General features: G+C 33.2%; 13 protein-coding genes. All 13 read right to left on the bottom strand.

Features of this window, described 5'->3' with window-relative positions:
• Positions 1-34: 34 nt before the first annotated feature.
• Positions 35-2512 carry an exopolysaccharide transport family protein gene (locus D1J36_RS04790; RefSeq protein ID WP_154137428.1) on the bottom strand — a complete coding sequence of 826 codons (2478 nt, stop codon included), beginning with the start codon at positions 2510-2512 and terminating at the stop codon, positions 35-37.
• Between the two features lie 2 nt (positions 2513-2514).
• Positions 2515-3396, bottom strand: coding sequence for a polysaccharide biosynthesis/export family protein (locus D1J36_RS04785; RefSeq protein WP_154137427.1), 882 nt, complete (start codon positions 3394-3396; stop codon positions 2515-2517).
• Between the two features lie 28 nt (positions 3397-3424).
• Entirely contained in the window at positions 3425-4528 is a 1104-nt protein-coding gene (locus tag D1J36_RS04780) for a glycosyltransferase family 4 protein (protein ID WP_154137426.1), read from the bottom strand.
• Positions 4529-4544: 16 nt separating this feature from the next.
• Positions 4545-5672 (bottom strand): EpsG family protein, encoded by a 1128-nt coding sequence (locus tag D1J36_RS04775; protein WP_154137425.1) that lies wholly within the window; start codon positions 5670-5672, stop codon positions 4545-4547.
• Positions 5673-5681: 9 nt separating this feature from the next.
• Positions 5682-6674, bottom strand: a complete 993-nt coding sequence (locus D1J36_RS04770) for a glycosyltransferase family 2 protein (RefSeq protein ID WP_154137424.1) — start codon at positions 6672-6674, stop codon at positions 5682-5684.
• Between the two features lies 1 nt (position 6675).
• The gene (locus D1J36_RS04765) at positions 6676-7740 is read right to left on the bottom strand and encodes a formimidoylglutamase (protein WP_154137423.1); all 1065 of its coding nucleotides are present in this window, start codon (positions 7738-7740) and stop codon (positions 6676-6678) included.
• An 11-nt stretch (positions 7741-7751) separates the two neighbouring features.
• A complete protein-coding gene (topA, locus tag D1J36_RS04760; RefSeq protein WP_154137422.1) occupies positions 7752-10271 on the bottom strand; it encodes a type I DNA topoisomerase in 2520 nt (839 codons plus the stop codon).
• 187 nt (positions 10272-10458) lie between these two features.
• A complete protein-coding gene (locus tag D1J36_RS04755; RefSeq protein ID WP_154137421.1) occupies positions 10459-10713 on the bottom strand; it encodes a GlsB/YeaQ/YmgE family stress response membrane protein in 255 nt (84 codons plus the stop codon).
• A 40-nt stretch (positions 10714-10753) separates the two neighbouring features.
• Entirely contained in the window at positions 10754-11710 is a 957-nt protein-coding gene (gene ftsY / locus D1J36_RS04750) for a signal recognition particle-docking protein FtsY (protein ID WP_154137420.1), read from the bottom strand.
• Between the two features lie 100 nt (positions 11711-11810).
• The gene (locus D1J36_RS04745; protein WP_004916142.1) at positions 11811-11960 is read right to left on the bottom strand and encodes a DUF4295 family protein; all 150 of its coding nucleotides are present in this window, start codon (positions 11958-11960) and stop codon (positions 11811-11813) included.
• Positions 11961-11982: 22 nt separating this feature from the next.
• A complete protein-coding gene (gene rpmG / locus D1J36_RS04740; protein WP_004916141.1) occupies positions 11983-12165 on the bottom strand; it encodes a 50S ribosomal protein L33 in 183 nt (60 codons plus the stop codon).
• Between the two features lie 10 nt (positions 12166-12175).
• Entirely contained in the window at positions 12176-12412 is a 237-nt protein-coding gene (rpmB, locus tag D1J36_RS04735) for a 50S ribosomal protein L28 (RefSeq protein WP_004916140.1), read from the bottom strand.
• Between the two features lie 274 nt (positions 12413-12686).
• The gene (locus tag D1J36_RS04730; protein WP_154137664.1) at positions 12687-14735 is read right to left on the bottom strand and encodes a S9 family peptidase; all 2049 of its coding nucleotides are present in this window, start codon (positions 14733-14735) and stop codon (positions 12687-12689) included.
• Positions 14736-14752: the final 17 nt, after the last annotated feature.

Raw genomic sequence — 14752 nt, 5'->3', positions numbered from 1 at the left:
GCTACTCCCAAAATTAGAAGTAGCCTTTTCAATATTAACCTTTCTTATTAAAAATTGATTTTAATTTATTTCTCCACCTTACAAGTATAGGTTCTTGATAGTTTTTATCCTCATCAAAATAACCATAGCCGTACCCATAGCCATACCCTTGGTTAGAAGGGTAGTCATTATACACCAACCCCAAATGTTTAACCTCTTGATTATGATATTTTTCTATAATCATTTTAAGCATAAACTTCTCCGTATATTCATGGCGTACAACATAAATATTAGCATCTGTATATTTCATCAATTCAAAAGAATCTGCCACTAGACCTACTGGAGGAGAATCTATAATAATAAAATCATAGGATTTTCTAAGCTCTTCTATAAACTGTGTATTTCTGTCACTCATCAATAGCTCTGAAGGGTTAGGTGGAATTGGTCCAGAGGTCGCTACATCTAATGTAGATATCTTAGTTTTATTTATAATTTGCTCCACTGGTATCTCCCCTGTCAGGAAATTAGAAATTCCGCACTTATTATTGATTTCAAAATCCCCAAAAATCTTAGGTTTCCTCAAATCCATTCCTAATAATATGGTTTTCTTACCGCTTAAAGCTAAAACAGAGGCTATATTTATTGAGGTATATGTTTTGCCCTCTCCACTAATAGAAGAAGTTACCAATATCACTTTTCCACCTTCTACTCCGTCGTCATACAAAAACCTCAAATTAGACCTAACTCCTCTAAATGACTCTGCAACAGAAGATTTAGATTGCTCTATCACTGTAAGATTATTCTCATTAGTATTTTTACCAATAACCCCTAATAAAGGTATTTTGGTTGCTTTTACCACTTCCTTAACACTTCTTATCTTATTATCTAAAAGAGAACTAATAAGTAATATTATAAATGGAATAGATAACAATCCTCCAATAAGTGCTACTCCAAACATAGAGGTATTAGGTCCTACTGGACCCTGCCCAAGATTTTTAGCCCAATCTAAGACCGTTATATCAGACTGTCCTACAGCAAGACGCATCTCTGCTTTTGCCTGTTCCGACAGTAATGCATTATATGTAGTTTCGTTAATTGAGTAGCCTCTCTCTGCATCAATTAGCTTCTGTTCCTTAAGAGGAAACCTTCTTATCTCTCTCTCGTATTGTAAGAGTTCTGCATCTAATTTTTCGATATCACTCAAATACATACTGTAATAGTTCCCCACAACTCCAGACGACTTGCCTCTCGCCTCTTTAATAAGACGATTAATTTCTTTCATAGGTTCAGAGTTTGGCGTATAAATAGTCCTCATCTCCTCCCTTTTTTGTATAAGAGCTTTTAGCTCACTAACAGAACCCATAAAATTACCATCTTCTATTCCAGCAGCATTGATATTGATCACCTCATCTAAATTTTTATTCATAGAGTTTCGGATACTATTAAGTGCTGAAATTCGGGTAAGTAGCTCTGCCTTTCTCTTTTCAACCTCCTTTATTTTTTCCATTATGGAGCTTACACCTCCTTCAACATCAACGATATTTTCTCCAATCCTAACTCCATTAAGGCTTTGTGCAGAAGAGTCTAACTTTATTTTTACACTATCTAAATTTCTCTTTATAAATGCAACTGTATTTTTGTCTACTAAACTCTTATCCTGCTTTCTTTTTTCTATAAGCTCTTTAATAGAGTTATTTAAAAAGTTAACTGTAGTGTTTAAGTTGGCTCCTCTCTTCGACACAGACATTATAGAAGGAAGCTCCTTATCAAACTCTATATTGATACTGCCTATATTTTCCCTTACTTTTTGATCTATGCTACTTAAAACAACTGTTATGTTATTATAATCAATACTAGGTTGTACCGGATTTTTTATCAATCTAAACCTAAAATAAGGAGACTCATACCACTCGTTTAATTTTATATTTTTTTGAACCTCTTTTTTATATGTTTCTTTTAAAGGATGAAAGTCTTCAGTTTTATAACTATATAAGTAGTTAGGTAAATCCTCTGGCAAATTAACTGTATAAGAATTACCTTTAGGAATAAATGTGATTGGAATATTTATCGCCTGAAAGTGCTCTTTATCTATTTCTAAAAAGAAGGGAGATTCATTCTTATCTAAAAATGTGCTTTTTAGCTTACCTGAAGTGCTATAATCAATGTATAACTCAAGTTTTCTAGTAATAAATTCGTTATGTGTTCTTGATAAAAGTAATTTTTTCACATACAATCCGTCTTGATTTCCTCCTTGCCCCCATATAAAGTTAATAGACTGATTACTAGGCGCCAAATAACTTGCTGTATTATTAGAAACACTCAAAGATATACTAGACTCATAAGTGTATTGTATATAGTATTTTTTATAGATATAACTAATAGCATAACCTAATATACCTAATAACAAAAACCAATACCAATTTTTTAGCACCTTCTTTATAAAAAATTCAAGATTAAAGAAGTCAAATGTTCCAACTTTAGACTTTTCAGGTTGTGTACTAGGTGTTTTTTGTCCTACTTTTTCTGGTATCATATCTAAAATCTTGAAATTAATAAATACACAGAAAGTGCTGTAGTTATAAGAGAAACGCCTGTAGTTAAAGTTTGCAAAGGCTCTTTACCAAACCCATATAAACTTTTAGAACGAGTATTGAGATAAACCATATCTCCATTTTGAATCCAATAATATGGAGAGTTCATAATATCATCTCTCGTTAAATCTAGTGTAACTCTTTTAATACCTTCTGGATATTTTCTTTGTAAAACAACATGTTTTTTATCTATGGTTCTATTAAGCCCACCATTTTGAGCTAAAGCTTCTGTTATACTTAACATTGAGGTGTAAGATTTTTTCTCTCCAGTAAGAGCTCCCATCTCCTCTATATCACTCAATATGTAATAAGTAATCCCATCTGTATTAAGTCTTACTTGAGATTTACCTTCAACAAAATTTTCGTTAACACGAGTTTGTATTTCTGCCTCTATATCTTCAATAGTCCTACCTACGGCTTTTATTTCTCCTATCCCCATTATATCTATGTTTCCTCTAGAGTTTATCTTTAATCCATTAAAATAAAAATTACTATTGCCACTCATTCTTCCTCCAGCAATACCAGCTCCTCCTCCAGAGACAGCTCCTGCACCTCCTATATTTCCTCCTGCTCCATTTTCACCACCAGAAGTGTTAAAACGGGAGTAAAACTGAGCCGCATCTCCTTTAGGAGTGGTTACTATATTAAGATTAAGAATATCTGCTTTAGTTATTCGATAAACTTCATTACTATACGGTATCAACCCCTCTTCATTAAGTACAAGATGTTCATTAGGTTGCTGGTATCTCACTTCCTTAGTCGTTAGACAGGATACTAAAAACAGAGATATAATTGACAATAATAGATATAGTTTTATATTTTTCATAGAAAAGATATTTATACAAAAGTAAGTTTTAATTTCTCAATTTTAGAATAAACCTAGGTATATATGCTCCTATAAAACCTAGCATCAAAACAAAGACAAGAAGTAGGTTTATATTTATATGTCTAAAAAAATAGACTACTATTATCGTAAACATATAGTAACATAGGATATAAAAAGTTGATTTTTTATGTGATAATCCGAGGTCTAAAAGCTTATGATGGATGTGATTTTTATCTGCTTCCATAGGCGATTTTTTATTGAAAAGCCTTATCAAAATTACATTAAGTGTATCCACCATTGGTAAAATTAGTATTGCAAATGCAATGACAGGTGCCGTTGGTAAGTGATATAAGCTTCTTCCACCACTTGCTGTAAAAATATTTATAAAATATATTGCAGTAAATGCTAATAAAAAACCCACTATCATTGAGCCCGTGTCCCCCATGAATATCTTTTTACTCCTACTACTTGATAAATTATAATATAAAAAGCCTATTAAAGCTCCTATTATCGAAGCACACAGAATAATCATGGGATAGTTATACTCTCCCAACCTATAGTAACTAGCTCCAAACAATAAGCAACAAATAATAGTATATGTTCCAGCCAAGCCATCTATTCCATCTATCAAGTTGAACGAATTTATAATGATTATAATGGTAACAATAGTAAACAGAATGCTTACAAAATAAGGCAATTCATAAATACCAAAGAGTCCAAACAGACTTCTTATCCTTACATCAGAACCTATTACCATTAGTGAAGCTACGAATATCTGAATAAATAATTTTTTATACGCTCGCATAATTACAATATCATCCATTACACCAACATACAATAGAATTATCAGAGTAGGAAATAAAAATTTATACAAATCAAACAGTTCATATCCAAACATTGGGGTAGCTATTCCTATAGCATAAAATATAGCTATTCCTCCCAAATTAGGAATTTTTCGCACATGAGAGCTCCTAACCCCAGGCTCATCCATTAAATTTTTCCTTTTAGAAATTTTGAGTATGATGGGAATAGAAAAAAAACATAATACCAAAGACACAAAAATAGAACCTACTAACTTTATATAAAATAAAGGTATCCCCAGTTGTATAATTAAATAATCTAGATATGCCATATTTCAAATTTAATACCTACCACAAATAATTGCTATAATCCCAAGTATATCTTGCTCTAGTAGCCTGAAAACTACCGTATACAAAATAATAAAAAATAGCAAAACAAACAATTATTAAATGTAAATATTTTTTATGTTTTTCATCCTCTACTGAAGCAATAATATTAGGCAAAGCCATTACTATAAAAATCATATATATCATAGCTAATCTTGAAGAGAATATTGGACTTCCTCTGAATATAAAGTACAAGCACATTCCAAACAACGCTATATTTCTCATATATTCGTAATAAGGAATTTTTTCGCACGCCTCCTCATTATAAGTTACTAGAAAATAACTATAGAAGACAATAATCATATCCGTAAAGCTTATTCTTCCCGTTGTTTCACTATTTTCTATCGTTTCATATGCAGAAAACCCCTCATAAACTTCAGCAGGCGCTAATGTATCAAACAAGGAAAAATATTGATACACTTGAAATGGAGATAAAATAGCACTAACCACCAAAACAAGAATAATTCTTGTTTTAGTCATTGGGATTAAAGCAATCCAATAAGCTAAAATAAAAATAGCAGCAGATTTATGAAACCCCATTGCCAAATAAATCATCAATAAAAACAACGGTAAATTTCGTTTTTTAATGAAATAAAAAGAAAAAATAAGAATAGACATCGATACCGCCTGTCGCATATGCCCTCCATCTGCTGTAAAATAAGAAGGGAACATATAAAGCAATAAGCTCAATGATGGATAAACTACTGCATTTTCAAATGTGAAATATTTTGGAACTATTGATAATAAAGCTATTACGAATGTAAAAACAAAAAACGGAACTCCAAAATCATAAACATATTTTCCTACCAAAACATAAAGCCATTCTACATCTAATCTCTCATTACCTGAAAAAAGAGCTTTATTATAGACTGTTGAATATGCTGTACTCTGACCAAAATACTCATACATCTGTACATAAGCTCCATAATCTGCTCCTACCCATGCCCTAAAACCCACTAAAAGAATCATCACAAATACTACCACCCAGACTGATTTATAATTTTTATAATTATAAACCTCCAAAAAACTATAAGCTATTAAAATTATAGTTATAATGGTAAATATAGGATGTAAAAAAACAATATTCATTGTTTATTATTAGTGAATTAGCCTTCTCAAAATTTTATCTAACCCTAACAAATAAAACAGATAATAAACCTGTTTCTTGACCGGCAAAGATACGAGATAATTCTTTCCAAATCTACGATAACTAAGTATTTCTTTCTTGAAAATCCTTTTCTTAAACAGAAATCTTTTTAGTTCTTCGGATAATTTATGATATACCTGCTCATCTTTAACAAATGCTAAATAGGCTAGAAAAGTATAAAAACCCTCTAAAATTTGAAATCCTTTTAGCTCTTCTTTTTTATGCTTATAGAGTGAGTTTTCAAAAGCATTTTCCACATCTTCTACCGCTCTTAAAATATCCAAACCGTTCTCTGTATGGGTTTTAGTGATAGAATCCGTTCGTTCTAAATATTGATAATGATAGGTTTGAGTTTGGGCAATAACTTTACACTCTAACAATAATTGAGGAATAAGTTGTATATCCTCAAAATGAACTCCTTTTTTAAATCTTTTATTCTGAAATAAACTACGATGAAACAATTTATTACAAGCAAAGTAGCTCATATCAGAGAAAACGGAAAAATGTTCTTCTAGAACTATTTTTTCGGGCATATTAGGTACTTGTGTAAGTAACTGAGTGACCTCTCCAGCTTCATTCACTTTTTGTAGATTACATATTACCATTTCTGCTTGGTGTTTCGTTGCAAGATGATACATCTCTTCGAACATTGTTTCTCTCACAAAATCGTCGCTATCTACAAAGCCTATATACTCACCATTCGCCTGTTCTAAACCAAAATTTCTAGCATCGCTCAATCCACCATTTTCCTTTTGGAATGCCTTTATTTTATTAGGATACTTATCTTCATACTCAGTAATAATAGACTGAGAGCCATCTTTGCTTCCATCATTTACCACGATAATTTCAATATCCTCTAATGTTTGGTTGACCAAAGAATTCAAACACTTTTTTAAAAAGCGTTCGACATTATAAACAGGAACAATAACGGAAACTTTCTTCATACTATTTTAAAAACCTAGGGTTTAAAAGCCCCTTTTTAGCATTATGATAATCCTTCTCAGCACAAGGCAAACATTTTAAAATATCATTGTTATTTCCAAAATACCATAATCCACTAAAAGTATCTCTCTTAAAGGTATAATCCTGGTTATTGATTACCACTAAATAATTTTCGTACTGGCGTTCTCTAGGGTGAGTTTTCTGTATGCTAAGACCTTCTAAAAAATACCAAATCATTTGGGCAATAAGTTGATTGTAAATTAAATGAGAGGCCTCTATATTTACATTAAACAAACCAAAAGCCCTTAAGTTTTCACCTAAGCCTATTTCTTTCATATAGGCACAAATTTCCCTCTTATTCAACCCGTTAACTTGAGCGTGAAAAGAAAACTCTCCACTAAAACTCTCCACCGCATCAGCACTAAGACTTACCACTTCTGCCCTTCTTAAGAAAGGCTCCGCCAAATCTGTGCTATTCATCATATCAGCTAGCCTTAACACTTCAAAATCTATCTCTTTAAGTACAGAAACCGAATGAGGTTCATTCAAATGTTTTTGATAGCCTAAATGATAATAATTCTTCAGTGAAGGTTCGCTCAATATTTTTGATACAAAATTTCGCTCGTTGATACTTTCTTTCACATCTTCTAAATGTATAAACGAGTTAATTTGTGTATAAGAAATTTTCTCTTTATGATTTTTTACCGCAGTATATAACGAAAGAGCCAAATCATTGCTCCCCCCAATAATTATAGGTAATGCACCTTCAGCGATACATTTAGAAACAATTTCAGCAACAATATACTGAGTGTCTTCCAATGATTTTCCTGATATTAAATCTCCTAAATCACAAATGGGAAAACCAAAATCATTCTTAGAAAGTTGATATAAGCATTTTCTTACTGCACTAAAATCCTTCGCCACCGCAGAACCACCTGCCCCTCTATCATCAGAGCAAAATAATAGCACAACTCCACCTTCTTTTATCTCACTACATACCAAACTACCCAGTTGCCAAGGTTTATAATCTCCTAAAGGAAAAGGCTTTACAATCTCTTCAATAGTCATTAGTATTTATGCTATTTTTTCTTAGTTACGGTTTTCTTTATAGTTGTTTTTTTCTCTGCAAAGGCATTTTTATCCTGTGCTACAATCCATTTCTTAACCTCCTCTAAAGATATTTCTTTAAGCTCTTCAGCAGTATATTTCTCATCTCCGTTTTTAGGAATTTTGAAATTAGTTTTGTTAAATTTGATAAATGGTCCCCACCTTCCGTTTTCTATAGAAATACCTTCTTTTTCCCATTGTTTAATGTAACGGTTGGCTTCTTTCTCTAACTTAGCCTCTATGAGTTCCACAATATCATCTTGAGTAAGATTTTCAAAATCATATTTTTTAGGAACATTTACAAAAATATTTTTATACTTCAAGAAAGGTCCAAAACGCCCTGTCCCTTTAGTTACCAGCTCTCCTTTAAATGTTGCTATAGGAGCATCTGCTTTCTGTTTTTCTCTAATCAGCTCTTCAGCTCTTTTTTGATTTACAGATAATGGGTCTTCATCTTTAGGAATACTAATGTAAGTTTCGCCCCACTTCACATAAGGTCCAAAACGCCCTACCCCTACGGAAACAGCCTTACCATCTACCTTCTCTAAATCAAAAGGTACTTTAAATAAGTCTAAAGCCTCTTCTAATGTAATTGTATTGATATTTTGGTGAGGCAATAAAGAAGAATAAACAGGAGGGTTATCATCGCTATCTCCTAACTGGGCCATTGCCCCATATCTACCAATTCTTACTAAAACAGTCTTTCCCGTTTTAGGGTCTTCCCCTAAAATTCTTTCCCCATTTGCTCTCTCTGCATTTTCCTCTACATCTTCTATTTTATGATGGAATTTTTCATAAAACCCTGAAAGCACCTCCTTCCATTTTTCATCACCATTTGCAATATCATCAAAATCTTGTTCAACTTTAGCGGTAAAACCGTAGTCTAAAACTTCCGCAAAATTTTCAGTCAAGAAATCATTAACTACAATACCTATATCCGTAGGTACAAATTTATTTTTATCTCCACCGTAATTTTCGGTTAAAACCTTTCTATCTATCTTATTTGAAGTAAGGCTAAGTTTAATCACTTCCCTTTCCTGCGGAGCAATCTCTTTTTTATCTACATACTCTCTATTTTGTATGGTTTGTATGGTTGGAGCGTAAGTAGAAGGCCTACCAATACCCAATTCTTCAAGTTTCTTCACAAGCCCCGCCTCTGTATATCGTGCAGGTGGGCGAGTGAATTTCTGAACGGAAATGATATTTTGATAAGTTAAACTCTCCCCAACACTTACCTTTGGTAAAGTTTTTTCGGTATCCTCTGCATCTTCTTCCTCCGATTTTAATATACCATAAACCTTTAAAAAACCATCAAATACAATAACCTCCCCCTGAGCTTCAAAATTATACGGCAACTTTGGATTACCTATCTCTATAACGGTTTTTTCTATTTGAGCATTTGCCATTTGGCTAGCCAGCGTTCTCTTATAGATAAGCTGATAAAGTCTATTAAGTTGAGTATCTCCCGCAACTGTTTTTAGTTTGAAATCCGTAGGACGAATAGCCTCGTGAGCTTCCTGTGCAGAAGATGATTTAGTAGTATAGTTTCTCGGCTCAGAGTATTCCTGCCCAAATTCTTTGATAATTTGTTCTTTGGCTCCCTCTATAGCCTCTTGAGATAAATTAACCGAGTCGGTTCTCATATAGGTAATATATCCTTCCTCATATAATCGCTGAGCCACCCTCATCGTAGTAGTAACCCCATAACCTAGACGGTTACTCGCTTCTTGTTGTAAAGTTGAAGTCGTAAAAGGTGCAGAAGCGGTTCTTTTACCTGGTTTTTTTTCTATATTGAGGACTTTAAACTCTGTATTCTTTGATAAGGTTAAAAATTCTTTTGCCTCTGACTCTTCAAAAAAGCTTTTTTTCAACTGAGCTGATATTTCTTGATTATCAGCGTTCAAAAATTTCCCTTCTGTTTTATAATAGGAATTAGGAACAAAGTCTTGTATTTCCTTTTCTTTTTCGACAATAAGCCTAACCGCAACCGACTGAACCCTGCCTGCTGAAAGCCCCGTTTTTACTTTCTTCCAAAGCACGGGAGACATTTCAAAACCTACTATCCTGTCCAAAACACGCCTAGCCTGTTGAGCATTCACTAAGTTTTTGTCTATATTTCTAGGATTTTCTATAGCTTTTAGAATTGCATTTTTAGTAATTTCGTGGAATACAATTCTTTTTATTTTTTCATCCTTTAACTTAAGCTCTTGAGCCAAATGCCAAGCAATAGCTTCTCCCTCTCGGTCCTCATCAGATGCTAGCCATACCATATCCGCTTTCTTCGCTGCTGCTTTTAAATCCGATACCAACTTCTTTTTGTCCGTAGACACCTCATACTCTGGAGTAAAGGTATTAAGGTTAACCCCCATCCCTTTTTTAGGCAAATCCCTAATGTGTCCAAAACTAGACAATACTTCAAAATCTTTACCTAAATATTTTTGGATAGTTTTCGCCTTTGCAGGAGACTCTACGATGACTAAGTTTTTGGGCATGTGTTTTTTATTTTTTTGCAAAAGTATAAACTTTTTAATAAATAGCTACTTATTACTGCTTAATTACTATACAATATTCTCTTATTTTAAATTAAAATTCATATGAATATCAAAAAATGCCTGCTTTAGCAGGCATTCAATAATTAACTATATCAAAATATAATTATACAACTTTAGACAAGTATTTCTACTTTTTAGCTATCACTTTTGAATAAAACATTAATAAAATTAATGCTCCTCCTACTGCTACAAAGAAACTTTTAAGATTAAAGCCTGTAACATCTATGTTAAAAAGCATAGAGCCCAACCAGCCTCCTAACATACTTCCCAAAATACCAATAACAATAGTTACTAACCACCCTCCAGGATCCTCCCCCGGATGAATAGCTTTAGCAATAGCACCTGCAATAAGACCAAATAATAGCCAAGATAAAATTCCCATAATTTAATAGTTTTAAGATTTAGTGTTTATTTTTTGAGTATCAACTCTTTTTCTTGAAGAAAGAGTCAACAAACTCCGTGCCATTAAATAACTGCAAGTCTTCCATCTTCTCTCCCACCCCTATATATTTTACAGGAACTTGAAATTGATCAGAAATACCAATAACCACTCCTCCTTTTGCTGTACCATCTAATTTTGTAACCGCAAGAGCATTAACTTCTGTTGCCGCAGTAAACTGCTTAGCTTGTTCAAATGCATTTTGCCCTGTAGAACCGTCTAACACCAACAAAACCTCATGTGGAGCATCAGGAATTAATTTCTGCATTACTCTTTTTATCTTAGACAGTTCATTCATTAGGTTTACTTTATTATGAAGCCTCCCAGCTGTATCTATAAGTACTACATCAGCATTTTGAGCTACTGCGGATTGCACTGTATCAAAGGCAACAGAAGCGGGGTCAGAACCCATATTTTGCTTTACAATAGGTACACCTACTCGCTCACTCCATATCACCAGCTGGTCCACCGCCGCCGCTCTAAAAGTATCTGCTGCTCCTAGCACCACTTTTTTACCCTGTGTTTTAAACTGATGTGCTAATTTACCTATCGTAGTTGTTTTACCTACTCCATTGACTCCCACCACCATTATTACGTAAGGTTTTTTAGCCTCATCTATATTCCCCGTATCAGCATGAGGATTTTCTAAAAGCAATGCTGTAATTTCTTCTTTAAGAAGCTTATGTAGTTCATCTACACCAACATACTTATCCCTAGCAACTCTATCTTCAATTCGTTCGATAATCTTGATAGTTGTCTGAGCTCCTACATCTGATGCAATAAGAACCTCTTCCAAATCATCTAAAACTTCATCATCTACCTTACTTTTCCCTATGACTGCTTTGGATATTTTTTCAAAAAAGCCTTGACTTGACTTTTCTAACCCTCTATCTAAAGTTTCTTTCTCTTCTTTTTTGAATATTTTTTTAAACCAACTCATATATTTTTGTGTACGATTAACAGAAACAAATATATAAAAAAACTACCCAAATAAATTATTTGGATAGCTTTTATATTTCTTATACTAGAATGAATAATACTTATTTTTTTAAATAAGCATCTACATCATCTGCATTCATTACTTTCTCTTCGAAAACATAAGCTCCTGTTTTAGGAGACTTTACCATTTTCACTACTTTTGTCATCTTCTTAGAAGATGTTTGTAGGGTTGCTACTACTTTTTTTGCCATTGTAAAATATCTTTAAAGATGATTACTTGATTTCTTTATGAAGTGTATACTTTTTAAGAACAGGATTATACTTTTTAAGCTCTAATCTTTCTGTTGTATTCTTCTTATTCTTAGTCGTGATGTATCTGCTCATTCCAGCAACACCACTTTCTTTATGCTCTGTACATTCCAAAATCACTTGGACTCTATTCCCTTTTTTTGCCATGATTTCTTAATTATTTGATAAATCCGTTACGAGTTGCTCTTTCCACAGCCTCCTCAATTCCAATCTTGTTAATTACTCTCAATCCGTGAGCAGAAACTTTAAGTGTAATATGTTTCTCTTGCTCAGGAAGGTAAAACTTCTTCTCTAATAAGTTAATCTCAAAACGACGCTTCGTTTTGTTATTAGCGTGAGAAACATGGTTTCCTACCATTGCACGCTTTCCTGTTATTTGGCAAATTCTTGACATATCTCGATGTTCTTTTTTACTACTAAATATTTGAGAGTGCAAAATAAAGAAGTTTTTTTGACATAGCCAAATATTTTTCTAAATTAATTCTCAAAACCAGCACTTTCATTAGATTTTACTCATCTGCATATTTTTTTGGCACAAAAAATGCTATGTTAAATGCACATTCTAAATTCTAAACCAAAGTTTTCAGTAAGTTTAGTACAACAAAATGATATTATACACACTAATAACCTTCAGATAAAATATTCCGAAGGTTTTTTTATTATATAGTTTATTTACTCAAGCCTTCTAACTTCATTAAAAAAGCATACTCTAAAGCATCTTCCTTTAGTGATTCAAATCGACCACTAGCCCCTCCGTGCCCCGAAGAAAAATCAGTTTTAAAAACCAAAAGATTTTGGTCTTTTTTCATATCTCGCAGTTTTGCCACCCACTTTGCAGGCTCCCAATATTGCACCTGACTATCGTGGTATCCTGTAGTTACTAGCAAATGCGGATAACTTTGAGCCTTGACATTATCATATGGAGAGTAAGACTTCATATAATGATAATACTGCTCTTCTTTAGGATTTCCCCATTCGTCAAACTCACCTGTTGTTAAAGGGATTTCTTCGTCTAGCATCGTGGTAACCACATCTACAAACGGAACTTGTGCAACCGCCCCATTAAAAAGGTTAGGTTCTTCGTTAATAACTGTCCCTACCAATAATCCTCCTGCACTACCTCCCATAGCGTAAAGATGTTTTGAAGAAGTGTAGTTTTTCTCAATTAAAAATTTGGCACAGTCTATAAAATCGTAAAAGGTATTTTTTTTGTGAAGTAACTTTCCTTTTTCATACCATTCTCTACCCAAATATTCTCCTCCTCTAATGTGCGCAATAGCAAACACAAAACCTCTATCTAGTAACGACAATCTCCCTCTAGAAAATGAAGCATCTATGGTATGACCATAACTTCCATAACCATAAAGTAATAATGGTGTATCCTGAGAAAGCACCGTATCTTTTCTATAAACTAAAGATATAGGTATTTTAGTAACACCATCTCTTGAAGACGCCCATAACCTCTCCGAAGTATAGTTTTCTTTCAAGAATTTACCACCCAAAATTTCTTGCTCTTTAAGAAGTATTTGGGTTTGATGCGTCATATCAAATTCAAAAGTAGCAGATGGCTGAACAAGAGATGAATACCCATATCTTAATTTTGTTGAATTAAAATCTAAATTCAATCCAATATACGCCGTATAGGTTTCCTCTTGAAACGGAAGATAGTATTGTTCACCCGTTTCCCAATGCCTGATGCTAATTTGAAGCAAACCTTCTCTACGCTCTTCCACCACGAGGTAATCTTTGAAAATTTCAAAACCTTCTAACAAAGTATCCTCTCTGTGAGGAATTATCGTTTGCCAATTTTCTTTCTGCGGCTTAGCTACTGGTGTTTTCACTAATTTAAAATTGGTTGCTTCTCCCTCATTGGTAATGATATAAAAATGATTCTGATAATGCTCTACCGCATACTCTAAGCCTTCTTCCCTAGTTTGAACAATTTGCCACGGTGCAAACACATCATCAGCTGGAATAAAACGATGCTCATCTGAAACCGTACTAGAACTGGCAATAAATATATATTCTAAAGATTTAGTTTTAAATAAATTAATATCAAATGAAGTATCTTTTTCGTGGAAAACTAAAACGTCCTCGCTAGGAGAAGTGCCTAGTTTATGTCTAAAAATTTGATATGCTCTAAGACTTTTATCTTTTCTGATATAGAAAAAATGCTCGTTATCATTAGCCCAAACAGCTTTACCTGTGGTGTTTTCTATAACTTCGTTGGAGACTGCTCCCGTTTCCAAATTTTTAATAAAAATACTGTAAATACGTCTCCCTGTTTCGTCTGTAGAATAAGTAGCTAATTGGTTATTAGGACTCACCACCATACTCCCCACATCTAAAAACTTCTTACCTTCCGCTAGTTGATTAGCATCTAGCAAAAGTTCTTCCTTCGCTTCCAATGTTTGATACTTTCTGAAAAAGAGTGGATAATCTTTCCCTTTTTCAAATCTTACAATATACCAATACTCATTAAAAAAATACGGCAACGAGGCATCTTCTTCTTTATACCTCGCTTTCATTTCCTCAAAAAGTTCTTTTTGAAAATCTTCGGTATCCTTTAATATAAATTCTGTATAAGCATTTTCTTGCTCAAGATATTCTAAAACCTCTGGAGTATCTCTCTGGTTTAACCAAAAATAAGGGTCTATCCTTTCATCGTTATGAATAACTAACTTCTGTGTTTTTTTTATTGCTTTAGGTGGTTGCATCATTTTATATTTTTACT

The sequence above is a fragment of the Riemerella anatipestifer genome (assembly GCF_009670965.2).
Classification (GTDB): domain Bacteria; phylum Bacteroidota; class Bacteroidia; order Flavobacteriales; family Weeksellaceae; genus Riemerella; species Riemerella anatipestifer_B.
Note: the sequence above shows the minus strand (reverse complement) of the source record. Positions and strands in the feature narration are given on the sequence as shown.

Coding starts and splice junctions, on each gene's coding strand:
- D1J36_RS04785 (WP_154137427.1), bottom strand. CDS start 3,396: ATGAAAAATATAAAACTATATCTATTATTGTCAATTATATCTCTGTTT.
- ftsY (WP_154137420.1), bottom strand. CDS start 11,710: ATGAGTTGGTTTAAAAAAATATTCAAAAAAGAAGAGAAAGAAACTTTA.
- D1J36_RS04775 (WP_154137425.1), bottom strand. CDS start 5,672: ATGAATATTGTTTTTTTACATCCTATATTTACCATTATAACTATAATT.
- topA (WP_154137422.1), bottom strand. CDS start 10,271: ATGCCCAAAAACTTAGTCATCGTAGAGTCTCCTGCAAAGGCGAAAACT.
- D1J36_RS04730 (WP_154137664.1), bottom strand. CDS start 14,735: ATGCAACCACCTAAAGCAATAAAAAAAACACAGAAGTTAGTTATTCAT.
- D1J36_RS04755 (WP_154137421.1), bottom strand. CDS start 10,713: ATGGGAATTTTATCTTGGCTATTATTTGGTCTTATTGCAGGTGCTATT.
- D1J36_RS04765 (WP_154137423.1), bottom strand. CDS start 7,740: ATGACTATTGAAGAGATTGTAAAGCCTTTTCCTTTAGGAGATTATAAA.
- D1J36_RS04780 (WP_154137426.1), bottom strand. CDS start 4,528: ATGGCATATCTAGATTATTTAATTATACAACTGGGGATACCTTTATTT.
- rpmB (WP_004916140.1), bottom strand. CDS start 12,412: ATGTCAAGAATTTGCCAAATAACAGGAAAGCGTGCAATGGTAGGAAAC.
- D1J36_RS04745 (WP_004916142.1), bottom strand. CDS start 11,960: ATGGCAAAAAAAGTAGTAGCAACCCTACAAACATCTTCTAAGAAGATG.
- D1J36_RS04770 (WP_154137424.1), bottom strand. CDS start 6,674: ATGAAGAAAGTTTCCGTTATTGTTCCTGTTTATAATGTCGAACGCTTT.
- D1J36_RS04790 (WP_154137428.1), bottom strand. CDS start 2,512: ATGATACCAGAAAAAGTAGGACAAAAAACACCTAGTACACAACCTGAA.
- rpmG (WP_004916141.1), bottom strand. CDS start 12,165: ATGGCAAAAAAAGGGAATAGAGTCCAAGTGATTTTGGAATGTACAGAG.